General features: G+C 45.5%; 17 protein-coding genes. 10 read left to right on the top strand and 7 right to left on the bottom strand.

What is annotated here, in order from left to right:
- Positions 1-63: 63 nt before the first annotated feature.
- On the bottom strand, positions 64-1,443 hold the full coding sequence (locus U4956_RS05440; protein WP_323088959.1) for an IS1380 family transposase: 1,380 nt from the start codon (positions 1,441-1,443) through the stop codon (positions 64-66).
- Between the two features lie 845 nt (positions 1,444-2,288).
- Here U4956_RS05440 and U4956_RS05435 point away from each other — a divergent pair.
- From U4956_RS05435 to U4956_RS05415, 5 genes are all read left to right on the top strand, one after another.
- A complete protein-coding gene (locus U4956_RS05435) occupies positions 2,289-3,683 on the top strand; it encodes a trypsin-like peptidase domain-containing protein (RefSeq protein WP_323089544.1) in 1,395 nt (464 codons plus the stop codon).
- 270 nt (positions 3,684-3,953) lie between these two features.
- Positions 3,954-4,430, top strand: coding sequence for a GNAT family N-acetyltransferase (locus U4956_RS05430; RefSeq protein WP_323089542.1), 477 nt, complete (start codon positions 3,954-3,956; stop codon positions 4,428-4,430).
- Between the two features lie 54 nt (positions 4,431-4,484).
- The gene (locus tag U4956_RS05425) at positions 4,485-4,970 is read left to right on the top strand and encodes a hypothetical protein (protein WP_323089541.1); all 486 of its coding nucleotides are present in this window, start codon (positions 4,485-4,487) and stop codon (positions 4,968-4,970) included.
- Positions 4,971-5,221: 251 nt separating this feature from the next.
- The gene (locus U4956_RS05420) at positions 5,222-5,746 is read left to right on the top strand and encodes a nitroreductase (protein WP_323089540.1); all 525 of its coding nucleotides are present in this window, start codon (positions 5,222-5,224) and stop codon (positions 5,744-5,746) included.
- A 226-nt stretch (positions 5,747-5,972) separates the two neighbouring features.
- Complete coding sequence (locus U4956_RS05415; RefSeq protein WP_323089539.1) at positions 5,973-6,824, top strand: 4-Cys prefix domain-containing protein; 852 nt, start codon at positions 5,973-5,975, stop codon at positions 6,822-6,824.
- A 165-nt stretch (positions 6,825-6,989) separates the two neighbouring features.
- On the opposite strand, the gene U4956_RS05410 is transcribed toward U4956_RS05415, so the two are convergent.
- Complete coding sequence (locus U4956_RS05410) at positions 6,990-8,102, bottom strand: hypothetical protein (RefSeq protein WP_323089538.1); 1,113 nt, start codon at positions 8,100-8,102, stop codon at positions 6,990-6,992.
- A 517-nt stretch (positions 8,103-8,619) separates the two neighbouring features.
- On the opposite strand from U4956_RS05410, the gene U4956_RS05405 reads away from it, so the two are divergent.
- From U4956_RS05405 to sstT, 3 genes are all read left to right on the top strand, one after another.
- Positions 8,620-10,404, top strand: a complete 1,785-nt coding sequence (locus tag U4956_RS05405) for a hypothetical protein (RefSeq protein ID WP_323089536.1) — start codon at positions 8,620-8,622, stop codon at positions 10,402-10,404.
- A 241-nt stretch (positions 10,405-10,645) separates the two neighbouring features.
- Complete coding sequence (locus tag U4956_RS05400; RefSeq protein WP_323089535.1) at positions 10,646-11,821, top strand: hypothetical protein; 1,176 nt, start codon at positions 10,646-10,648, stop codon at positions 11,819-11,821.
- Between the two features lie 480 nt (positions 11,822-12,301).
- Entirely contained in the window at positions 12,302-13,567 is a 1,266-nt protein-coding gene (gene sstT / locus U4956_RS05395; protein WP_323089533.1) for a serine/threonine transporter SstT, read from the top strand.
- A gap of 206 nt (positions 13,568-13,773) precedes the next feature.
- Here sstT and U4956_RS05390 read toward each other — a convergent pair whose 3' ends face one another.
- The 3 genes from U4956_RS05390 to U4956_RS05380 all read right to left on the bottom strand — a co-directional run bounded on the left by U4956_RS05390 (position 13,774) and on the right by U4956_RS05380 (position 16,937).
- The gene (locus U4956_RS05390) at positions 13,774-14,499 is read right to left on the bottom strand and encodes a zinc metallopeptidase (RefSeq protein WP_323089531.1); all 726 of its coding nucleotides are present in this window, start codon (positions 14,497-14,499) and stop codon (positions 13,774-13,776) included.
- A gap of 199 nt (positions 14,500-14,698) precedes the next feature.
- Positions 14,699-16,720, bottom strand: a complete 2,022-nt coding sequence (gene feoB / locus U4956_RS05385) for a ferrous iron transport protein B (RefSeq protein ID WP_323089530.1) — start codon at positions 16,718-16,720, stop codon at positions 14,699-14,701.
- Positions 16,713-16,937: a FeoA family protein gene (locus U4956_RS05380; protein ID WP_323089529.1), complete on the bottom strand. Its 225-nt coding sequence runs from the start codon at positions 16,935-16,937 to the stop codon at positions 16,713-16,715. Before U4956_RS05380 ends, feoB begins: the two co-directional genes overlap by 8 nt.
- Before the next feature lie 435 nt (positions 16,938-17,372).
- Between U4956_RS05380 and U4956_RS05375 the strand changes: the two genes are divergently transcribed.
- Entirely contained in the window at positions 17,373-18,308 is a 936-nt protein-coding gene (locus U4956_RS05375) for a DeoR/GlpR family DNA-binding transcription regulator (protein ID WP_323089527.1), read from the top strand.
- Between the two features lie 168 nt (positions 18,309-18,476).
- Here the strand turns inward: U4956_RS05375 and U4956_RS05370 are convergent, their stop codons facing one another.
- Together U4956_RS05370 and U4956_RS05365 are read right to left on the bottom strand one after the other, a co-directional pair.
- Entirely contained in the window at positions 18,477-19,961 is a 1,485-nt protein-coding gene (locus tag U4956_RS05370) for an RNA-binding domain-containing protein (protein ID WP_323089526.1), read from the bottom strand.
- Positions 19,962-20,688: 727 nt separating this feature from the next.
- Entirely contained in the window at positions 20,689-21,573 is an 885-nt protein-coding gene (locus U4956_RS05365; RefSeq protein ID WP_323089523.1) for a DMT family transporter, read from the bottom strand.
- Between the two features lie 1,274 nt (positions 21,574-22,847).
- Between U4956_RS05365 and U4956_RS05360 the strand changes: the two genes are divergently transcribed.
- Positions 22,848-23,066, top strand: coding sequence for a hypothetical protein (locus U4956_RS05360; RefSeq protein ID WP_323089522.1), 219 nt, complete (start codon positions 22,848-22,850; stop codon positions 23,064-23,066).
- The last annotated feature ends 99 nt before the right edge of the window (positions 23,067-23,165 follow it).

Here is a 23,165-nt window from a genome sequence, read left to right as displayed (position 1 = left end):
TCCACGACAAAAAGACAGTCCGAAGACTGCCGAATATAAAATTTTACTTTATTTAAAATATATTCAACACAAATGAGCGGCTATCCATCCGATTGTCCTGGACTTTTGCAGATATCGGGTGAATCTGTCGGCATGACGAAATGAACTGGCAATCTTCAAGTGAAAACTTCGCGCATGAAAGCTCAGCCTTGAAGCAACTTTCTGATACTTTTTCCGGAATGAGCCACATGTCATATTCTGATCAGCACCTTCCATCACCCGGAACTGGAAAAAGTGAAAAAGGTTATAGGCAAGGCATTTCAGAAGAAATTCAAAGGCATTGGCTTCAAATGAGCGATGCGAAAGCGTATTTGCCATGAAGTCACTTTTCAACTCCTTGGTGTAGTTTTCACTGTTGCCTCTCTGACAATAGAAGTCGATGACCTGTTTTACGGTCATGTCTTCGATATTGGTGATTACCGCAAAAACATGAGGGACCAGCAGAAGCTGAGCCTGCCCTTTCTCATCCTCTTCTTCGGTGAAATAGAGCTTAAAACAGACCCTTCTGCTTTTTGAAGAGTTGGACATCTGATAGCGGATTTCTCCATAAAAAGGCTTAGCTGAAGTATAAGTGCTGTCTTCTTCGTGATCGGAACTGTCGTAGTAGGCATCCTGACATAAGCTTTCAAGTCTGTCTGTTCCTTTGGCTCTGATGGCATAACGAACTGGATTGAAACGGCCTTCAAACAGATCCATCAGGCTGCCCGAGTAAAAAGCAGCGTCTCCACGGAACATGATAATCCGTATTTTGCCAGCTCCAGTACAGTCAGGCAGTCGTTTGAGGACTTCGGCCATGATCGATTCAGCTTCGTCGGCAGAATAAGTGGATCCAGGACGCAGCCATGCCCCAACAAGGGTTTTCGAGTTGTATTCGTTAATGACAAATGGATGATATCCAGTCTGACTATAGTGATGGATCCATGCAGCCCCTTCCTGCTTTCCATAGGTATCGGTTTTTGTCGAATCGGCATCGAGAAGAATATCGTCCTGGTTAGAACTGATAAACTGACAGGCCTGATCCATAAAAATCGGCCAGAAAGCATTATTCGTATCTTCACAGACACGGCTGAAAAAACGGCTGACAGAGCTTTGGGAAGAAATCCCCTGAAAGTACTGACAAAGAATTGGATCTTTGGCAAGAACCTCCTGATCAGCCTGAGATGAATAACCAAGGAGATACTTGAAAACCTGCTGGCTCATCAAAGAGAAGTTGGAATTTTTCTGATGGCAGGATTGCCTTTCGTCCGAAAAAGGAAGGTCTGCATAAGGCTGAAGAAGTGAATTAGAATTGATGAAATCGAGAGGGAGAATTGCACCGGTGTCGGAAGAAAGATCCCCTCCATTAAATGAAATGTTGCATTCAGGAATAAAACCGGCCATACTGTTGTTCAGGGTGTGTGTCATTGTTCAAAATCCTTTCTTGGTTGTTTGTGCGAATAACATTGTACAGGAATGATGAACGATTTACACTCACCTGATTGGTGAAAAGCAAAATGGCCGGAAACACGTTCTTTAAAGGTGTTTCCGGCCATTTGTCGGTTTTGATGAATTGTTCAGGTTGGATACTCATATTTCAAAAACATTCCGATCATAAAACCGATGTGGCTTATGGCCGCGCAAAGGAAGCGGGAATCTGGAGAATCGTGACGCAGCCGTTCCGAAAAATTTTCCTCCGCTTAAACCCTTGACAGTGGGACCCCTGCCCCCTGACCCCCGAAAAGCGTCCCAGTCGTTGAAAAAATGTCTCCCGACAGGGGACGCGGGTAGTCTCTCAGGGGGCAGCCCACTGTAAAGGGCCGCTCCAGAAATTTTTTCGTCACTGCGAGCGTGGCTGTCTCATCGGTTTCATGATCGGGGCTTCTTGTTCTCCAAGTCTGTTGAAGCTCCGTCCAATCCGAATGGGTTACCACAGATTCATTTTATAGCCCGTCTTTAACTCGCGTTTTTTCAACCACAAATGAATTTATAGGTAGGTCTCATCCACTTACAAATTTATATTTCCAGATTCTCTTGATTAAAAGGATGTCTTCGGATTTTTTCTGCTTGATAGGCGGATAGAAGTCTAATCGCTTTGAAACAAGATCGTTAGTGGTGACGTCGTGTTTGGAAAAGGGGAAAGAAATCAGAGGCTATCGACAGGTTACAGTCTGGCTTTTACAATGAAATTACCGAAATTCGAACGAAAATGAACCGGAAGCGTCGATTTTCGTTGTGTTTTTGAATTTGGTGACGAAAGAAAGGAAATTGTTATGACGAAGTTTTCGCATTTTACTGATTTGCCTGGATGGAATGGACAAAGAAGATCTTTGACTGCCAGGGTGATGGCGGTGGTCTTGGCAGGAGGACTCAGCCTTGGTGCTGTCTGCCCACTTTCATTGCAGGCCATGGAAGATCAGTCTGTAAATTCTGTCGTTTCTACCGTCCAGAAAGGTCAGGCAACGGAAATCACAAAGGATGCCTGGATTTATTCTTTGCCCAAAGAAGTGGACGGCATTGTTTCGGAGAGCGGCATGCTCCAAGAAGATTTCTCTTTCCAGACAGAAAGCTCAATTCGCCACTGGCCAGTGCTGATGGACTTACGGCAGAAGGTGACTGATTTTACTCTGGCCGGCAATCGTGCGCTCTGTCGCCTTTCCTTATATTTTAAGGATCCCTATACCAGTGAATTACGCCGGTTTGCGGGCAGTGGATTTATCGTGGGACAGACCAGTGTGATCACAAGTGCGCATTGTCTGTACGATCATGAAGATCGTTTAGGCTGGGTTGAGCGGATTGTCGTTGAAGTGCCCAATCTGGATGGAACATACACCGCCTATGACAGCCAGAAAGAAGACGTGAACGCAGTGATTCCTGAAGGGTATGGACTGAGTGCCGATTCAGCTTTGGATATGGGAATGATCTGCCTGAGCAGTCCGGTTGGCAACTGGCATGGTCGATTAGAAGCCTCAACGGATGTTCATCAAGGGGATACGCTTTTGAATGCCGGCTATCCGGGCGATCTTGCCACCCCGACTCAACGACCTTTATATGCGGCTTCGGGTCCGGTACTTGACATTTCCCAGGGTGAAATTGCGGCCGGAATCTATTCGAGCGGCGGTTCCAGTGGATCCCCCTTTGTCAATCTGGAAGGTCAGGCGGTTGGTGTGCTTAGTTATGGTGCCTTTTTATCTGGTGATTCCAGACAGCGGGCCAGTATGGGGCCCTGCTTCAATTCACAATGGATTGAATGGATGAGCACCAATGGGGATATCGGCTCTCCGGTCTATCGCGCATACAATCCCAACTCGGGTGAACATGTGTATACGATGAGTTTCAGGGAGCTGGTTATCCTGGTTCAGGCAGGCTGGCGGGACGAAGGTCTGGCCTGGTACAGTGCGCAAGACGAAGGCAAACCAGTCTATCGCGTTTATAATCCGAATGCGGGCGATCACCACTACACCACCAGCAAGACTGAAGTGGCTCATCTGGAAAGTCTGGGCTGGAAAGGGGAAGGTGCCTGCTGGAAACTGGGTGCGAATGATCGAACGGTGTATCGGCTTTATAACCCGAATGCCCGTACGGGAACTCACCACTTTACCCGAAATGCCAGTGAAGCTTCTGCTTTGCAGGCAGCAGGCTGGCGGTCGGAAGGAACTTTGCAATAGGCGCAAAGCAAGAACAATTCCAGAGCAGGAACTGTTCTGCTTATGGATCTCTTGGCTCCTTGTTTCATTGGGTTACAGAAATGAGTTTCATTAAAACAGGGCAAAACCTGACAATTTGAATTTAATCCGGGCCATGGCGGCTTTCTGCTTTCTCAGAAAATCAGCCATGGCCTTTTTGAGGTATAGAGTAAGAGCAGAAATTTACCCGAAAAGTGAATGTCAAAAAAGATTTGAAGAAAGACTTGGAAGAGAAAATTGGAGGAAAAATTTATGATTCGTCAAGCCGAGGCTGCCCCAAAAGATATTGAAAAGATTCATGACCTGCTCAGCCAGGTTCTCAACGTTCATCATGCTGCCCGTCCGGATTTGTTTAAAAGCGGCGCGTGCAAATACACGGATGAAGAACTGACTGAAATTCTCGAGGACCCCAAACGACCGATCTTTGTCTATGAAAATGAGAAGGGCGAGATTCTTGGGTATGCGTTTTGCGTTCTCCAGCAGCATCTCAACAATAACATTCTGACTGATATAAAAACTTTGTATATTGATGATTTATGCGTGGACCAGAATGCCAGACACCAGAAGATCGGCCATCAGCTGTATGCCTATGTCTGCGAGTATGCCAAAGAAATCGGCTGCTATAATGTTACACTGAATGTCTGGGCAGGTAATACCAGTGCTTTGAAATTTTATGAGTCTTTGGATCTCAAACCCCAGAAAATCGGCATGGAAAAGATTCTGGTCTAACTATGTTCAGATGATTTTTTAATTCCCTATACTGAGTTCAGGGGGATTGTTAATATGAAAAAATCATCTGTTCTTCTTTGTGCCCTGGCAGCTTTGATCAGTGGAGGTTGTATGACACAGACCCAGTCCGAACAAAAAGCAGCGGAATCGATCAGTGAAAGTGCGGTGTCCAGCCTGGACGAGACCACGCGTAAACTACTCGATACCTTCCGAGATCAGTCGCAGGATCTTTACGATGAACTGCGGGATCTCAATGAAAAAGAAATGTCCAGCGAAGCCTATACCGAGACCAAAAAGAAACTGACCGATCAGTTTACACAGCTTTATGAAGGGGTATCGCCTGCCTATGAGCAGACCTATGAAGCGCTCAAATCGGATCCTGAACTTCGCAAGTCACTGGAGGCTCTCAAAGACCAGACCAAAGAGATCTACAAACAGATCACCGGCAGTGATCAGAAGGAAACGACAGATCTTTCAAAACTGACGGAAGCAATGAAAAATTTTGACAGCTCATATATGAAGGCTAACAACCTGCGTTGAGCATATTCCTACCGGAATGATCAAAAGAAGATCATTTCCGGTATTTTTCTTTGCGAGTAGAATGGAGACAGACACAGAACAGAGAGCAATGCAATACAGAATTTGAATGGCCAGGAACACAGATCTGATGGATATCTAAGGACCTGTCTTATCTTTGTCTTATATCCGCCCTCTCTCGGTCTGGTATCTGATATTGATATAAGGAAAGATTCTGAATGTGCATTGTCCAGAAATGAAAAGAGGAAAAACGTATGAATCCAGTAATTGAAAACATGATGGAACGCCGCTCAGTCCGGAAGTTTAAACCAGATCTTCCCACTAAAGAAGAACTCAACGAAATTATTGAAGCCGGCCTGTATGCACCAACTGGCCGTGGGCTGCAGTCTCCACGGTTTATCGTCGTTACCGATCCAGAGCTGATTCATGAATTGGCTGAAGGCAATCGGCGAATTGGCGGCTGGCCAGAAGGCATGAATCCTTTTTATGGAGCGCCTGTTATTATGGCCATTGTAGCTGACAAAGAGATACCGACCCATGTCTATGATGGCGCTCTGGCCAGCGGCAACATGCAGAATGCTGCCCATGCCCTTGGGCTGGGTTCCTGCTGGATCCACCGGGCAAAGGAAGAATTTGAAACAGATCTGGGAAAAGAAGTCCTCAAAAAAGCTGGAATTACAGCCCCGGTAGAAGGCATTGGTTTCCTTGCGCTTGGCTATCCGGCAGATCAGGCAGCTTCAGCTCCTGCCCGCAAACCGGACCGCGTCTTCTATTTATAGAAACAGACCCATGCTGGCCGGTATAGAAGTACAGAGGACAGATGCTGGCAGGATGAATTCTCTCGCCATGAAAACAGAAAAACTTATGCCGCTTTTTTGAAAGGGTTGGAAATTTTGAAATTCGTAAGCAGACAATAGTCTGGCCCAAGAAGAACTGCTATAGTATTCAAAGATTTATTGACGAGAAAAAGGCTGGGGGATTGGAGTGCCGGCCAGAGGAGGAAGCATGAAAATTTGTCCAAATTGTAAACAACCAAATCCAGACCAGGCGAATTTCTGTTCTTCCTGCGGCATGCCTTTAAGTGATGTCCCCAGCGAAGAAGAAAAAGCACCGGCGTCTTCGTTACCTGGCGGTTTTTCCGGCCTGAAACCGGATATTGTTTCCGCACCGGAAGAGAAAGCACCCAAGACGGCGGATGAAAAACAGCTTGAAGAACTCCAGCAGTCCGGCGGCCTGAAGATCGAGTATGAGCCGGATGATGAGCCTGAATCGGATCAAAAGAAAAAAGAGGGCGAAGAAGACTCAGATTCCGATGACAACAGTCCAAAACCGGCCGTCATTGCGGTTGTCCTGATTTTAAGTGCTCTGGTGTTGCTTCTGGGAACGATTGTGGTCTTACAGATGATCAACCAGAGCGGATCCAAAGAACCAACATTCAATCCGCCAAAAATTGATACCCTGGAAGAATCCAAGGTCACTTATTTTGATTCTTCTTACAACGATGACTGGAAAAACAGTCGGCCATCCGATGAAGGGGAGCAGGAATTTGAAGATCTCAGCAGTCCGTCCTCCCAGCAGGAAACAAACCCGGTCAGCCAGGAGAATTCTGCTTCCCAGGAATTTGACTCCAGTGATCTGGAAGAATCCCAGACGTATCGGGCTCAATATGTCATGAAAGTTCGCAGCAAACCTTCAATGGATGCTGATCAGGTTGGCCGGTTAGCGGAAAATGAAGAAGTCAAGATTGATGAAGTCAGCAAGCAAAACGATGGCTCAACATGGGGTCGGATTTCTGGAACATCGCACTGGGTGTGCCTGAATGATTCCGAAATGACCTATATGGAACGCGTAAATTAACCGTACACTCAATCAAATTCGGAAGAAATTGATCAAGGAATCATTGGTGAAAAGCCAGTGATTCTTTTTTTTGACCAGAATAAAACCCATCCAAAGCCAAAGCCTTGAATGGGCGGATAGGGAATCAAAAGAGATCTTTGTTTTTGCGATGTCCGTACCAGAAGTCTATTTTCTTTGCGGATCGGGTGCGCTGGACAAAGGAGAAGTCTTGGTGGCGACCAGTTTTACCCCCGGGGTATGAATTTCTTCGCGCACCTCTTCTTCAGCAGGCGCGTCTTTTTCAACAGATACTTCTTCTTTTTCTTCTATGGCTGCTCGTTTGGCAATTGTGGCGGACTGTTCAGATGCGTTTTGAATCATCGAAGCAGCGAGCGTGCGATTGGCAATCCGGAGCGCTTGCGCAATCTGCTCATCACGGGCCTGTTCATCCAGTTCAGCTTCAGCTGGAGCGTCTTCTTCAGGAACAGAAGTCTGGATATCGGCCTGAATCAGAGCCTGCATGGAAGGATCGATGGGATCATCGTCTTCATTTTCTTCTCCAGCCCACTCAGTTGCTGTTTCCGCTTCAAAAACTGGGGATTCAGAGGATTCAACAATCGTTGAATCAATGCTCGTTTCGTTTTCTTGGACAGCCCCAGCCTGTTCCGTTTCAGCGGATTCGGATTTCTCAGTCCATTCCGCTTCTGTTGTCGGTTCATTTTCTTTTTGAACCAAAACTTCTTCGACCTGCGTTGGATCAGCAGCAGACGCCTGTATTGGCGCTGGAGTCTTTTCAGAGACCATTTCTGGAGCAGGCTCATTTGCTGGAGTTGCCTGGTGCAAGGCAGAATGCACACCCGCCTGATCCTGGTTGCTTTGAGCAGGTGCTTTGGAGTGAGAAGGCCTTGCGGCTTTTTTCCTTTTGGAAGAAGCAGGCTGGGTTCCTGTCAGTTTCTGAACAGATTGGTTCATCCAGATCTGAAGGCCTAAGGCATAGAGCAGTTCAATGACCAGAACAATGTTGCCGCCAATCATGATGGCATCCTGGGACTGGCTGACCACGCAAAGCAATCCAACGATGACAATCACGGCCAGTCCAAAGCCGCCCTTATTCAGGTAGTTCCCGTATTGTTTCTGCACCCGCGCATTCAGTTCGGGATGGGCAGTGAGCAGTTTGTTTTTATAAGCGATAGAAGCGGAAAAACCGCTGTCAGGATTTTGAGTGAGATTGCGTCCAAAGACAATCATGCAGCCAGCGATAATCAGGCCGCAGAAAAGATATAAAAGCCAGTAAATCATAGAGAAAGTATTCCATTCTAAGTTTTTGACCACTGTCCCAAAAAACAGCGGCCTCCAAAACAATCGCCTTTATAATGACAGAAGAAAGGCAAAAATAGCAATTCTTCTTACTTAGAGTTAACGAACACAATAGCAAGTTTGAACAGATTTGAGCGTGAACTTGAAGAGAAATCAACGATTTCGGGCAGTGGTTTACTTCAGGACAGGATATGGTATGGTAAAAAAGTCTGAATTTGCCGGGACCCGATTTGAATCGAGATGGACTGGTGATTCAGGGGGAAAACTGGAAGAAAAGCCTGATCGACAAATCAGGCTTGAAAAATAAAGCCTGGAAATCTGAAGATTTATCTTTCAAAAGAGGAAAGAAGAAAAAGGAAAGAAGGAAAGAGCCAGATGGCAGCCATCCATCGCCGCCATCAACAATAGTCCTGGACACTCAAGATTCAGAAGGGCCGATTCTGGTTTTCAGAAGAATCCAGAGTATATAGAGTTATAGAAGTATATATAGAAAGAGTATATGAAAAAATTTATCAAGAATCATCCTTATCTCTTTTTACTGGTGTACAGTGCTTTGTTTGCCCTGGTCAGCATTGTCTATATCAATCTCGGTGATGTCCGGCATGATTATACCTTTCATTTAGGACGTCTGGCCGGACTGGTTCAGTCTTTTGAACATGGTGATTTTCTGCCCAGTCTGAACTTTGCGTTTACCAAGGGGGTCGGGTATGCTGCCCCCATGTTTTATGGCAACTGGCAGTTTTATCTGCCGGCTTTGTTGTATCTGCTGATCAGGAATGTGGCAATTGTCTACAGCTTTTTTGTGTTTTTACTGACTTTTGCCTTAGCCTGTTCCATGTATTACAGCGTGTTCAAAATCGGGCAGCGAAGAAAAAGGGCGATGTGTGCGGCCCTGCTCTCCACGCTGGTTCTGACCTGGTTTGGATATGGCATGACGATGGTTGCGGCCTTTGTGCCGATCTTGTTTTATGCGATGTATAAAGTGCTGTATCAAGACCAGAACAATCCGGTGCTGCTGGGCGTGATTATTGGCCTGCTCATTCAGACCCATCTGCTTTCCACAGCGGTTCTGGCTTTTTCCAGTCTGATCTTTGTCTTGTTGAATGTCAGACGCTGGACAATGCCCCGAATTGTTTCTTTTGTCCAGTCGGCATTGATTGGCCTGGTTCTGGCCAGCGGCTTTCTGATTCAATATGTTGAACAGGCCAACTCCCAGATGTTCTTTTTCCATTGGGCGGCCCGCGATTATCCATTCAGCTATGACATGCTTTTGAAGACGTTCTGGTTATGGGAGTCCATTTTTCGCTCGGCTTACATTCCGATGCTCGTTGTATTGATTGTTTTGCTTGTGGTCATCAAAAGACTGAAGCCGTTTTGCCGGCAGCTGGTCATTGTCTGTGTGATTACATTTCTTTTGCAGACGCATCTGGTTCCCGGAATCAGCCTGCTCAAGCAGACCCCCGTACTGGTTTTACAGGATTTAAGGAGAATCTCCTTTTTTGTTCCCTTGCTGGTGGTTATGGCCCTGGCTTTATCCCTCTCACTGGCTATGAACCGACTGGTGCTTCTGGTGCAGGCGGTAGTCTATGGAATTGGCTGCCTGATGGTCAATTTGCCGACCGCTGCAAATCTGGAGCAGATGGGAATTCATCAGGAAGTGTTTGACCAGTCGCGAATCGATCCAGAGGTTTCAAGTTTTGGGGCGAGCGGGGATGAATATTTTACGCTCAATATCAATCCGGCCAATGTTGAGGCAGATGATTTTGGAACGTTCATGGCGTTAGACAATGTGGAAGTAACCAATATCCAAAAAGGCTATAACAATCTGGAATTTGACTATCAGGTGATCGACGAAAGCCAACCCGCCTCGATGATTGTTCCAAGAGTCTGGTACAAAGGCTATCAGGTGGAATACTCCAATAGGGCTTCCGGCAGCGAACCGGCTCTTCAAACCCGCCCTTTAACGGATGAACAGAAAGCCCGATACAAGAAAGACCGAATGCCAGATGTCGATGAAGAAGTGCTTTATGATGGCAAGATCAGCCTGGATGTTCAGGGCTCTGGTCATGTAAAGCTCTATTACCAGAAAACCGGTCTCCAGATTTTTGGCTTTGTGATCGAAACGATGGCCTGGCTGATGACTGGATTGTATAGCCTGTGGAAAATGCTGCTGGATCGCTCACAAGAGGATCCGGCCCTGGCAAAAAAGATGGCTCCAATTGAAAAAAAGCTGAACGAATTTTTTGGCCGTTTCAAAAAAGGTCCCTCCTTTCAGGAAAGCTAAAACAGTCCTGATCGGGAGAGTTTAACAGGATTATCAGAATCATCAGAATTACAAGAAAAACAAAAAGGTAAGTTTTGTCGAATTCGGGATCATTGAATCCCGGCTCGCGTAGAACTTGCCTTTTTTTCGAACAATTGTGAAAGGATCAGGAAGAACGCCGAAAAAGAAAACTAAATTTTTACAAACTGGCCCATTTGCCTCTTGTGTAGTCTAAAATGGTACGAGCAAGGAGGACATTGCGATGAATGAAGATGCCAGACGGGATCTTGTGCCCGCCTTGATGTTGTTTTTACTCAGTGTTTTATTTGGAGGTTCTGGGCTGTTTGCCCTGGTGAACATTGTATCCCTGCTCCCATTGATTTTTTATGGACTCTATCTGTTAAAAGTCATCAAACCTCGAAATGCGTATGTTTCGAAAAAGAAGCGGAAGTACAAATCCCGCTATAAAGATATTCCTTTTTATGAAGCGATGCGTGAATATCCTCATCCCATTCTCATGCCGCGCTGGCTGTATGGAATTGTCAGCCTTTTTCTTTCGCTTACAGGTATGGTTTTCTTTTTCATTCCGCCGGTATCCAAGTACTTTCTGAACTGGGGTGATATTTATTCGGGAATGTGCTCAAAGAAACTGATTCCAATTCCGGATCTGCCTGGAAAGAAGGATTTCAATGACCAGCCTTTTGAGGAGAACGAGATTCGTTTCGATAATGAAACGGGTGAATACGCCGCAAGCAAGGCGAAGAAAAATAAAAAACGTCAGCCCGATGGTCCGTCTATAGATGAAGAACAGATTGCAGAACTGGCCAAAGCTGTTGCCAGCTTTGTTCAGGATTCTACAAAGAATGTCAGCGAACTGTTTAAAGAATTCATGGCTTCGCAGAATGGTCAGACCGAAACCAGGACGCAAAAAACGAATGGCAAATTTAAAATGCCTAAACCGCCATTTGCTTCTTCAAATGCGGCTTCAACATCCCAGCCCAAAGAAGGGGCATGGAAAGAGAAGCAAACCAAACCGGACCCAGATCTGGTTCGTGCTCAGGTAGAAGCGAAAGTCATCGAACAGATTGCCAGAAATGATCAGGAACTGCGGGATATTTCCAAGGTTTCTGTTCATGCTTTGGATGTCATGTTTGGCGGAAGCAAGCTGACCAAGGATAAGTATCAGGCCAGCATTGAAGAAGCTGTTGAACTCTCAGGCAAGACTTTACAGGCGGCCAAAGAATATGTGCAGGTTGGTCATAATCCTGAAGTGCTTCAGAAATTTCTGGATCGTTCGAATATGATTAACCAGAAAACGGGTGAACTGCTCGATGCTCTAGTCACTCACCAGCAAAGTGCCGTAGAAGATGATGTGGATGATCTGACCGAGAGCCTGGAAGAACTCCAGAGCAACCTGAAGTATTACAAATACAAGTAACTGGATGGACAAGATTTCAAGAAGAACCAGCTTTCTTTCGTGAAGGCTGGCTCTTTTCTTTTGGCCGACAGGACCTGTTTCTCTTTTTGGCCTTTCGTTACAGGTTTTTGGCTGTTGATCACATAAAATTCAGAATTGTGTTAAGCAGTGAATTTTGGCGATTGGAATTCGTCGTCCATACGAAGACACTTGTAAAATCATGAAACACACGACAGTTTTAAGCGAGCGGAAAGGGAAAACAAAGGGAAAACAAAGGGGACAAAAGTGAAATCTTAAGGCAGAAAAGTCAGAAGAGAAAGCCTTAAATCGTCGAAAGATAAAGCATAAAACCAGGATGGTTGAGCGGTGTCAGAAGTGGAGGCCAAATCAGAAAAGAAAACAGGGGATGAAAGAGACGCTTTCAGAAACATGGGCGTTTCTTTTTCTTTATGGGATCTTCATGTCTATATTTCAACATGGAAATACAAAAGGAGAAGTTTTATGAAAAATGTTGGTTTATGGCTGAAGAAAGCCGCCCGCACCTACAATAAAACGAGTCTGATTCTCAGGATTCTGATTGGTCTGATTGTTGGTGTTCTGCTGGCTTTGATTGTCCCGAAATGGAGCTGGATTGGTGAGTTTGGAAACTTATTTGTCGGCGCCCTGAAAGGGACAGCACCAGTTCTGGTTTTTGTTCTGGTTTCCAGTTCGCTGGCTAAAAACTCGTCCAAGCTGGACAAACGATTTGGAACTGTCATCTGGTTATATATGTTAACGACTTTTCTGGCAGCGGTTCTTGCTGTCTTTACCAGTAACTTTTTCCCCCAGACGATTGCTCTGCCTGAGGCTGTAACCGATGCCGCTGCTCCCCAGGGATTGCAGGAAGTCTTCCATACCCTGCTCAATAACATTGTCACGAACCCAGTGCAGTCTGTAGCAGATGGCAACTATATTGGGATTCTGTTCTATGCGGTTCTTTTTGGCCTGGCCATGAAAACCATCGCTCATCCATCAGCGAAGGAATTTATGCAGGATACAGCGGATGGTGTCAGCAAGATTGTCCGCTGGATCATCAACCTGGCTCCTTTTGGTGTCATGGGGCTGATCTACACCACGGTTTCAACCAGTGGTCTGGCGATTTTTACCGACTATGGAAAACTGCTTTTACTGCTGGTGGGTACGATGCTTGTCATGGCCTTTGTCATCAATCCAATCGTGATTTTTGCCTATCTGCATGTCAACCCGTATCCGTTGATTTTCCGCTGCCTGAAAGAATCCGGTATTCCCGCCTTCTTTACCCGCAGTTCCGCAGCCAATATTCCAGTCAATATGGAACTCTGTAAGTCCCTGGGGCTGGATGAAGACTTCTATTCTGTCTCCATTCCACTAGGCTCGACAATCAATATGGATGGCGCAGCGATTACGATCACGATTATGACTTTAGCCGCCTGCAATACGATGGGCATTCATGTTTCGATTCCAGCGGCCATTCTGTTATCTGTTATGTCGGCTTTAGGGGCCTGCGGTGCTTCTGGGGTTGCCGGCGGCTCTTTGCTTTTGATTCCGATGGCCTGCTCATTATTTGGCATTCCCCAGGAAATTGCCATGCAGGTTGTTGGTGTTGGCTTTATCATCGGTGTGGTTCAGGATTCGGTTGAAACAGCCCTCAACTCTGCTGGGGATGTGGAATTTACCGCCGTGGCTGAATACTATTCCTGGCTTAAAACAGGAAAGAAGCTTCCCGCTTTCCTGCGCGGCAAAAAGTAAAACAAACAATCTTATAAACTTACCAATCTCTTGATCTTCTGATGCTTTCCTTCAGGAGATCTTTTTTCTTGGCGTTTCACAAGAGATCTTTTTTCTTGGTGTTTCATTTTGGCGTTTCATCTTCAGCAGTCAAAAAGAAAAAGCCCGATCCGAAGATCAGGGCACCTGGTTGAAAACATGAAATGAATGGGAATTCAGAAAACGACTTACCGGCGGCGATCGTTATTGCGGTTGGCGATGCCGATATACCGAAGCAGCTGGGTCAGGGACATGAAAACCGAAGCCAGATAGGTGCTGGCAGCCGCAATCAGGACTTTGCGGGCGCCATTGTAATCAGTCTGAGTAAAATGCGGGTCAGTTTTGAGAATTTTCAAAGCTCTAGAACTTGCGTTGAATTCAACGGGCAGAGTCACCAGACCAAATACCAGCGTCAGTGAGAACAGAATGATTCCTGCCCAGGTCAGACCCGAAAGATTCAAAAGCAGCCCCAGTAAAAATAAAGGAATTGCAGCATTTGAACCAATGTTGACAACGGGAACTAAAGCCGCCCGGATGCGGTTAGGCAGGTAGTGTCGGGCATCCTGAATAGCATGCCCACACTCATGACAAGCCACCCCAACAGCAGCGGCTGAGTAGGAATTGTAGGTTGACTGGGAAAGTGAAAGAACTTTCGTTGTCGGGTTATAGTTGTCGGTCAGATTGCCCCGGATTTCCTGAATCCGGACATTCTGCAGCCCGGCATGATTGAGAACATAGCGGGCGGCTTCATAACCGCTCATTGTGGATGGAACTTGAGAATATTTACGGAAGGTTGCATTGACCCAGGCAGAAGCGGCCAGTGACAGCGCCATTGCGATCAATACCCAGATATAGCCGGCATCCATTCGAAAGCCATATCCACCATAACCGTAGCCATAACCAAAAGGATACATTGTTTTACCTCATTGCTTTCTTGATGTTTCTGTCTCCATCTTAATCGAGAAGGATCAAACTGATCGATGCGATGAACAGAAAACAGACCGGCCTGCGCCGGTCTGGATCCAAATCATAATCGATTATGGAAATAAAACGAATGTTAAAAGATAGGCCTGAGACCTGAAAGACTGAATCCTTTCTTGACTTCAAAGCGATCTAGATGCCAAGAAACAGGGAGCCGACCTGATAGACAATTGTGGTTACAACCCAGGCAATCCCAAACTGGAAGGCAGCAACCTTGAACATGTAGGCAGTGGAGTGCGACTCCTTGCGAATTGTCGACAAAGCGGCAACACAAGGAATATAGAACAAGGTAAAGAGCATCATGCAATAGGCATTGAGCGGGCCAAAACCGGAAGCGAGCAGTTCGGCGTGCAGAAGCTGCATTCCTCCAAAACTGTTAACGTTGGCAATCCCGTAGAGAACCGCAATGGAGCTGACAACCACTTCTTTGGCGGATATCCCCGCGATCAGCGCCACTGCGATTTGCCAGAATCCAAGGCCGCATGGAATCAGGATGACGGCAAGACCTTTGCCAAGATAAGCGGCAAGGGAGATAGCGATATCCGATGTATAGCCAGATGGACCAAAATGCATGCAGATCCATAACAGAATTGATGCGGCAAAAATTGTGGTGCCCGCCTTTGTCAGAAAGTCTTTGACTTTTTCCCAGACATAGACCGCAACAGAGTGTGCGCTTGGTGTTTTATAGGCGGGCAGTTCAATCAGAAGCGGAATCGCGCCTTTTTCGCCATCCATCCAATGCAAAATCCATGCCAGAAGCAAAGCCATCGCAATGCCGATCAGATACATGGAATAGGCAGCCCACATGGCATTGTGGGCAAAGAACATGCCGGAAAACAGAATGTAAACCGGAAGTTTTGCCGAACAGCTCATAAAAGGAGTCAGCAGCATAACCCGCTTGCGATCTTTTGGCGATTCAAGAGCACGGCTTGCCATAATGGCCGGCACCGTACAGCCAAACCCAAGAACCATGGGAATAAAAGCGCGGCCGGAAAGCCCGATCTTTTCCATGATTTCATTCATGACATAGGCCACACGGGCCATATATCCCGAGTCTTCCAAAAAGGCCATGGCCAGAAAGAGGATGGTGATATTTGGTAAGAAAGTCAGGATGCCCCCGACACCCGAGATGATCCCATCACAGATCAGATTGATCAGCCAGTCAGAAGCGTGCAGGTTTGTCAGCAGCGACCCGACAAGCTGGGTAAACCAGTCAATGCCGATTTCGAGATATCCGGACAGCCAGTCGCCGACTGTAAAAGTCAGCGCAAAGACAAGCGCCATCATGCAAAGGAAGATAACGACACCCCAGAACGGTCTGGTCACCACATCATCGATTCGTTCGGTCAGGGTATCAGACTGCTCTTTGCCCAGCATGACTTCTTCCATGATGTCCTGAATCAGGTCGTAGCGCTGGTTGACGATCTGGTTGGCTTCCTGGCCATCCACAATTTCGGACAGATCCATCGGGTAGCGCTGTTTCATTTCCGGATCGGCGGTCAGCATCGAAATGGCAACCCACCGTTTGCGCGGGGTATCTGCGGGCAGCAGATCTTCAACCGCCTTAATTTTCTGTTCGATGTCATCGGAATAGACCATGACATGGGGCTTGATTTCTTCGGAATGGATCATGCGCGGCTGGTGGTTGGAGGCCTTGGCATCTTCAGCTTGATGCAAAGCTGCATGCAATAAAGTTTTCAGTCCTCGTTTTTTACGGGCAATGACTGGAATAACGGGGATCCCAAGAATTTCCTGCAGCCGGTGCAAGTCCAGATCGATGCCGCGCTTGGCTACAATATCCATCATATTTAAGGCCATGACCATGGGCTTTTCCATTTCGCTCAGCTGCAAGGTCAGAAACAAAGAGCGTTCCAGAGCGCTGGCATCGGCCACATCGACAATGACACTGACTTCATCCGAAATGATGAACTGACGGGAAACCTGTTCTTCCATCGTAAAGGAGTTCAGGGAATAGGTGCCTGGTAAATCAACAAGGCGGATTTTCTGGCCATGGGAGGAAATGGCCCCTTCCATTCTCTCCACCGTAACGCCAGGCCAGTTGGCCACTTTTAAATTAGCCCCTGTATATGCGTTAAATAAAGTTGTTTTTCCGCAGTTCGGGTTCCCGATAAACCCAAGAGTGATCTCAGACATATTTCACCTCAATGTGATCTGTGATCGAAGGACCCAGCGCAAAACGGGTTTTGCGCAGATCAATGATCATCGTTCCTTTTCCTTTGCGGGCCAGAACTGTAATCCGGGTCCCGATAATCATCCCCAATGACTGCAGCCGCAGGGCGGTTGCCTCATCGAGATCAAAACGGGTGACTTCTACTGTCTGCCCGATCTCAACCGTATTGAGTGTTTTCATAAAATAATCTGCTTTCTACAAAAATTCTGGATTGTCTGAAACGTTCAGACAAAGTTTGTCCAGCCTTATTATACTGAGCTGTACAAAAGCAGGTGGAAGTTGGCGCCTGAACGAGACAAAACAGTCAAAGAAAGTAATTCTAAACTAACAATTTGGAATCGAATGAAAAAACGAAAAGTCCTCCGGAAGCAAAACCAGAGGACTTGGAAGATGGAAAACATGGAAAACTGTGAGAGTAGATGAGTAGATAGATGAGTATGAGAAACGATTACGATTGAAGGTCCATGAGTTTTCTGGCCTCTTCAATCAGATGATCTGCACAAAGACCGAATTCTACCAGCAGCTTTTTCGCTGGGCCAGAATGACAAAACTTATCATTGCCCCTTCCTGTTTTGTGAACACGAGCAGATTGAGTAGAAAAGCTACACTTCGAGGATGAATGGAATCAAAAAACTGGTAATTTCGAAAAACGCGGCAATTAAAAGGACTGGAGACCACCGCTCCATTTCTTTTTCTTTGAATTCGTTTATAATTTTCTCAGAAAGAACATATCCTTCAAAAATTATGAAAAGAGACCAACAATCGATAATAAAACGTCATGAAAATATCATGAAGTTACTTAACGAACAACACGAGGTAAAAGTAGATAAATTAGCGGAGGTCTTCGACATTTCCCTGATGACTGCTCGCCGGGATTTGCAGCTGCTTGAAAGTAAAGGTCTGCTCATCCGCTATCATGGTGGAGCCAGACTCAATTCCAGTTATGTTTCCAACGAAGATCTCAAAGTCCAGAAGGCCAGAGATGCCATCAGTAATTACGCTTCAACCCTGATTGAAGATGGGGATTCCATTTTCATTAACGGAAGTATGACAGCTGCCGGAATTCTTGAATATCTGAAGGCCAGAAACGTATCCGTGGTCACCAATAATGCCTTTGCACCTGGCTATTCCAAACTAGAAACGATTCAGATTCAGCTGACTGGAGGCCTGTTGCGGGACCATATCATGGTCGGTGACTATTGCGTTCGTAACTTGCTGGATACCTATCGCAAGAAAGCCTTTCTGGGCTGTTCGGGAATTTCTCCTGCCGGCGAAATTCTGTGCGGAATTCCGGCCGAACTTGGGATCAATGAAACGATGATCTCCCATGCTAAGGAGTATTTCATCCTGGCTGATTCTTCAAAACTGGGCAAGACTGAATCCATGGGCAGTTTTACCCTGCAAAATCCGGGAACCATTATCACCGATACTGGAGCGGATCCGGCTATTATCAATCGTCTGCGTGAAAATGGAATGACTGTGGTCACAATTGATCCCCAGACCAGTCAGCCAGGAAAACTGGAAAGCGAACAGGAATCAGTCGAAAAATAAGCAGGAAGTCCAGTTTCTTTCGAAATGTTAAAAGTGTATCCGGCTTGTTGGCTGCATTTCCTGGATTTCTTGTCGTTTATCAAAAAGGTCAGTCCAACGACTATCTGGACTGACCTTTTTGATGTGTCTGATTGCCAAGAATGCCCCAAACGGAATGGAGTGGTCTGGCTATCTGAGAAGATAGGTGATTCCCCGGCCCGCCCCTTTCTTTTCTACATATCCTTTTTCTACCAGAGCATGCAGGCTTTTACGTAGATAATATTCGGAAAGCTGGGTCAGCTTGCATAATTCGGCAAATGTGTGCTCTTTTTTCTCTTTGTTTTTTAGAAAACAGTATAGAGTGGTTTTCTCAGCATCTGTCAATGAAGGATCGAGGTCCATGAGTCCTTCTGTCCATATGGTCAAGGTAGTCCGGGGGAGTGTAGATTTCAGATCCGGGATTTTCCAGTCACGTTTGAGGGCGGTTTCATAAATCTGTACTCCACCATATCCTTGCCTTTCAGCTGCTCCGATATTGCGAAACAAAGACATCAGCAATTCATTTCGGGGGATAGAAGTTCCTCCAGAGAAAAAGGAATCTTGATCAATCAGCATCTGGCCCGGATTTGAAAAAATAAAGCGATTTGAATAAGCCTTGATGACAACTGATGCATCACTCATCTGATAATCCGCATGGACTAAAGTATTCACAAGAGCTTCCCTCAGGGCGGTTTCAGTAAGACCAGCATCAGGCTTTCTTTGCATAGCAAAGTCAAGGGCAAATGGTTCGGATGCCACAGCACTAAGTCGGGTCTTCACTTTTTCGTAAAAGGTCAGAAGGTTAATTTCACTGTTCAGATAGTCATCATCAGAAATTCGATAATCCCATCGGTGATGAGAGTCACTATTGAATTCGAAATAGTCTAGATGAAAGTGAGGAAAAATCTCACGAATAATGTTTGTTTTCCCGATAAATAGGATGGTTCCGGCTTTTAGAATAAAGCTGTTGTCTTTACGGTTTCTTTTCGCTGCGCCAATACGAATCAGAAATTCTTCATCTGACATGGCCATCATATTCTGGGCAGGATAGCGGGAAGCGGTCAGCGCTTTCAGCTGGTGCAAAGAATATGGATCAAGATCGTCCATCGTGTAGTACTGAAGAAGTTCGGTATCAGCATTCAGATTCTGATTGCGAAACATGGCTTTCAATTCTTCATTGGTTGCTTTGCGATCTCCATCACCACTGCGGATATATGAATCTTCCAGCTTTCCGTTCAGATAAACAGGTTTGTGAAGACGGTCGGCCTCATTAACAAAAACAAGGAGGATATCGTGGTCATGGATTTTTAAAGCAAAGACATCTTCATTTTTGAGGATTCGAAAACTGACTTTGTTTGGATTGCTCATTCCGTTCCAGAGATCGGTTAACGTTTTAGTGGAATTGGCAAGGCCGATGATTTCGTTTTGGTTCGAAGGCATTTCTTTGATGCCCAGGATAATACAGCCGCCTTTCGTGTTCGCGAATGAAGAGCAGCTTTCCCAGAAGGATTTTGGCAGCTGGGAGCTTTCTTTTAGCTCAATCTGATCATTTTCTTTAATCTTCTTAAGAAGACGTTCAGCCTGAGATTCGGTAATCGTTGTTTGTTCCGTCAGCATTTTGAGCTCATTTAACATATCAATACCAACTCCTCTCTTCTATATCTATACTTTGATTTTATTATACGGTTTTGCGTGAGAATTCTCACGATAAATCTCACGCAAATGCAAATTATTCTCAAGAAAACAAAAAAAATCTCACGAAAATCTGATTTTCTCAGGAAAACGATGCAAATAGAGAAGATAGATCAGTCAGAACACAGCCAGCCATCTAGATAAGGCAGGCAGATCGGATGATGGATAAAAGCGCTCTTCACTGTTATGTGAGTGATAAATAACTTTCGATGGAGTGGATTCTGTGGATGAGAATAGTGAATTAAGCTGATTCAGAGTGGAAATCTGTATATTTCCAGAGCACTCCAAGTGAACAGGGTAGTTTTTCGAGTCGAAAAAAAATTGAAAGAAAACGGTCAATTTATGATCTAAATCTGTTTTTCTTGAGATTTGCGTGAGAATTCTCACGATAAATCTCACGCAAAAGAGAAATTTCTCAGGAAAAGAAGAGATGGAGGAAAAATCGGGAGCCTGACCTGCTGTTACACATCGATCAGGCAAAGAACGCAATTCAGAAAATGAAACAGAATTTCGTCTTTCTGAACAGCATAAAAATGGAAAAAAGGATATTGCAGCGACCATCGACTATCGATCAGATGCAATATCCTTTTTGTTTCGAATCTATCCGTTTTTTCTTCGATCTGGTTTCGGTCTGATCGAAGAAGCAATAGCTCAAGACGATTGGCCGGAATCATGAAGGCTCATAGGCGCAAAGGATGGCGCCGGCAACAATTCCAACACAAAGAATCCCCTGCACAAGAGTAGGAATCGTTCCCTGTAAAAGAAACGCAAAGACAACCGCCCATGCGCAATAGGTGGAATTAAGCGGCATGGCTTTATTGGCGCCGATCTGGCCAATTGCTTTGTAGTAGGAAAGGTAGCTTGCAGTTCCGCAAAACGAAGCAGCCAGAAGCAAAAGCCAGCTTTGATCCAGAACAGTTCCCGCAAAAGACCATGAACTGACCAGGGGAATAATCAGGAAGGCAAACACAGTGGCGGAAGTTGACTGCCGTAAAAACAGGCAGATCTCATTATCCAGATCCTCTTTCATCGACTGCTGGACAATGACACCTTCTAAAGCCCAGCCTACGACGCAGCAAATCGCCATGATCAGACCGAAAACATAATTGGAAGCCTGAGACTGGCCGGATACGGACATGGCCACAATACATCCAAGACACAGACACAGACCGAAAATCTGGCTTTTTCGAAGTTTCTGGCCAAAGAACACCCAGCAAAGAATCGCTGACAGCGCAGGATAAAACGAGGAAATTCCGGCTGTTAAAGAAGGACCAAGAAACTGAACCGCAAACACATAGCCACTCATTCCAACTGGTCCGCCAAGCAAGGCCGCAGCCATAACCATTCGCCCGCTGCGCACACGCAAAGCCTGCCCAATGGCGGACCATTTTCTTTTCAATGTAATCAGGCCGCCCATCCAGAGAGCAGAAAACAGATCATGGAGCCCAGTTGAAATCAGAGGAGCAGTCCATTCGAGTTCAAAAGGAGCCATCGCAATGGAAAGCAAAACAGTATCCAACGCCCATAAACAACCGCCCAGCAAGCCATAAAACATAGTTTATCCTCCATCTTTTTTACATAAATATCTTATCCTATTTTGGGCATTTATATTTTGGCATCTATCGCATAGGCCAAGCTTGTGAATTTTTCATTTCTGCTTCTCTTTTGCTGCTATAGCTCTTTCGATCCTGCTGCGTTTTCAGTGGTGCGGTCAGTTTTTGACAGAAGCAGACAAGGCGATCTGAGTTTGTGCAAAGGGTTTGCCGGATCGGTATCTGCTTCGGCACTGGCTGCTGGGCAGGAAGTGGGTTGAGATGAATGATCAGGCAGGGGATTTAATCCTTGTTTGATTTACAATGGTTGATAATGGCTGCCGCAAGGATGTAGAAACTATTCCCCTATACTCTTATTCGATTCAAGTTCTTTTAACCTGAACTCACGCTCAAAATATACCCATGAAATCGAAAATTGCTAGAAATACTTTTGCTAAAGTAAAAACAATTTATTGCAGAATAAATTTACCTCTTTTCTATCGGTATATTTACACTTATAGAAAATGCTTAATGCAAACGAATGATTCTTATTATTTATTTTATTAAAAGTGTTTTTATCTATATTTAGTCCAATAGGTGTAGTTTTTCCGTGAGTTCAGGTTATTAGGCTTGAGAATCGCTAAGAAGTATAATTTCGTGCGATATGCACGAAATTATATAAGAATCTCGTGCGTCTCGCACGAAATTATGTAGTAGTTTTCTTATAAGTTTTAATAGCTAAAACGCACGAATATGATAAATAGCGAAACCGATGCCTTTAGGTACTTGAGCCTATACCAGAAAAGAGCAGCCGTAAGTTCGAGAAAAGAGCAGCAGATTAGAAAAGCCATATTTCCTTGGGGGAATGCCTACGGAATAAAAAAGATCTTGTCATTGGTCCGGTGATGCGGCCAGAGTTCTTTGCAGCGAGGGATGGATGCACAAGCATCGCATGAAAGACTTAGGTCAGGACCATCTGGGCGAGCCGCAAATCTCGCTGCCCCAAAACGGCTGGGATCTTGAACAAGCTTCGATTCCTTCAGGGAGGTGAGAACCGCTCCCATGCTTTAAAGGCATTTCACGGTATGCAAAATGAGTATTCGCTATTTCACCAGTCGGGAAATACAATGAAATCAGTTCAGAAAAGAAGACAGAAAAGAGAAGTAACTAGCATCATGAAGATGTTTTATTTCATTTCAGCGAAACTGGGCGGCCTGATGATCCATCATTCAGACTGATGGCCTTCATCCGATGGATACGACCATCTGCAAGGATGCGCGGAAAGGGGAGATCTGCCTTGAGTAAACAGACAGCCATTGAACAGAATCTGAAAGCGGCCGGTTGTGATTCGGAGACCATTGAAAAATGTCTTTGCGATCTGAAAGCCGACCGGCCAAAGCGTTTGCTCCAGCGCCTGTCCCGGCATCGCAAAAATTTGGTCAGTGAGGTGCATGAAAAAGAGAAATGCATCGACTGCCTTGACTATCTGGTCTATGAGCTTGGGCGAAAAGACTGAATCCAGCGCTTTTCTTCTTTTCGGAACAGATCAATCGAATTTTGAAGAGATATCAATCAAAAATGATATTAAATAGTTAATATTTGATATCGACCAGAA

It is taken from the genome of Allobaculum sp. JKK-2023 (assembly GCF_034745455.1).
Lineage (GTDB): Bacteria > Bacillota_I > Bacilli_A > Erysipelotrichales > Erysipelotrichaceae > Allobaculum.
The sequence above is the reverse complement of the archived record's forward strand: the minus strand, read 5'-3'. Positions and strand labels throughout refer to the sequence as shown.

Excerpts from the sequence above, each read along its gene's own strand:
- U4956_RS05405 (WP_323089536.1), top strand. The coding sequence starts at position 8,620 with ATGAAAAAATTTATCAAGAATCATCCTTATCTCTTTTTACTGGTGTAC.
- U4956_RS05420 (WP_323089540.1), top strand. The coding sequence starts at position 5,222 with ATGAATCCAGTAATTGAAAACATGATGGAACGCCGCTCAGTCCGGAAG.
- U4956_RS05410 (WP_323089538.1), bottom strand. The coding sequence starts at position 8,102 with ATGATTTACTGGCTTTTATATCTTTTCTGCGGCCTGATTATCGCTGGC.
- U4956_RS05365 (WP_323089523.1), bottom strand. The coding sequence starts at position 21,573 with ATGTTTTATGGCTTGCTGGGCGGTTGTTTATGGGCGTTGGATACTGTT.
- U4956_RS05375 (WP_323089527.1), top strand. The coding sequence starts at position 17,373 with ATGAATGGAATCAAAAAACTGGTAATTTCGAAAAACGCGGCAATTAAA.
- U4956_RS05440 (WP_323088959.1), bottom strand. The coding sequence starts at position 1,443 with ATGACACACACCCTGAACAACAGTATGGCCGGTTTTATTCCTGAATGC.
- U4956_RS05435 (WP_323089544.1), top strand. The coding sequence starts at position 2,289 with ATGACGAAGTTTTCGCATTTTACTGATTTGCCTGGATGGAATGGACAA.
- U4956_RS05425 (WP_323089541.1), top strand. The coding sequence starts at position 4,485 with ATGAAAAAATCATCTGTTCTTCTTTGTGCCCTGGCAGCTTTGATCAGT.
- U4956_RS05370 (WP_323089526.1), bottom strand. The coding sequence starts at position 19,961 with ATGTTAAATGAGCTCAAAATGCTGACGGAACAAACAACGATTACCGAA.
- U4956_RS05415 (WP_323089539.1), top strand. The coding sequence starts at position 5,973 with ATGAAAATTTGTCCAAATTGTAAACAACCAAATCCAGACCAGGCGAAT.
- U4956_RS05390 (WP_323089531.1), bottom strand. The coding sequence starts at position 14,499 with ATGTATCCTTTTGGTTATGGCTACGGTTATGGTGGATATGGCTTTCGA.
- U4956_RS05380 (WP_323089529.1), bottom strand. The coding sequence starts at position 16,937 with ATGAAAACACTCAATACGGTTGAGATCGGGCAGACAGTAGAAGTCACC.
- sstT (WP_323089533.1), top strand. The coding sequence starts at position 12,302 with ATGAAAAATGTTGGTTTATGGCTGAAGAAAGCCGCCCGCACCTACAAT.
- U4956_RS05430 (WP_323089542.1), top strand. The coding sequence starts at position 3,954 with ATGATTCGTCAAGCCGAGGCTGCCCCAAAAGATATTGAAAAGATTCAT.
- feoB (WP_323089530.1), bottom strand. The coding sequence starts at position 16,720 with ATGTCTGAGATCACTCTTGGGTTTATCGGGAACCCGAACTGCGGAAAA.
- U4956_RS05400 (WP_323089535.1), top strand. The coding sequence starts at position 10,646 with ATGAATGAAGATGCCAGACGGGATCTTGTGCCCGCCTTGATGTTGTTT.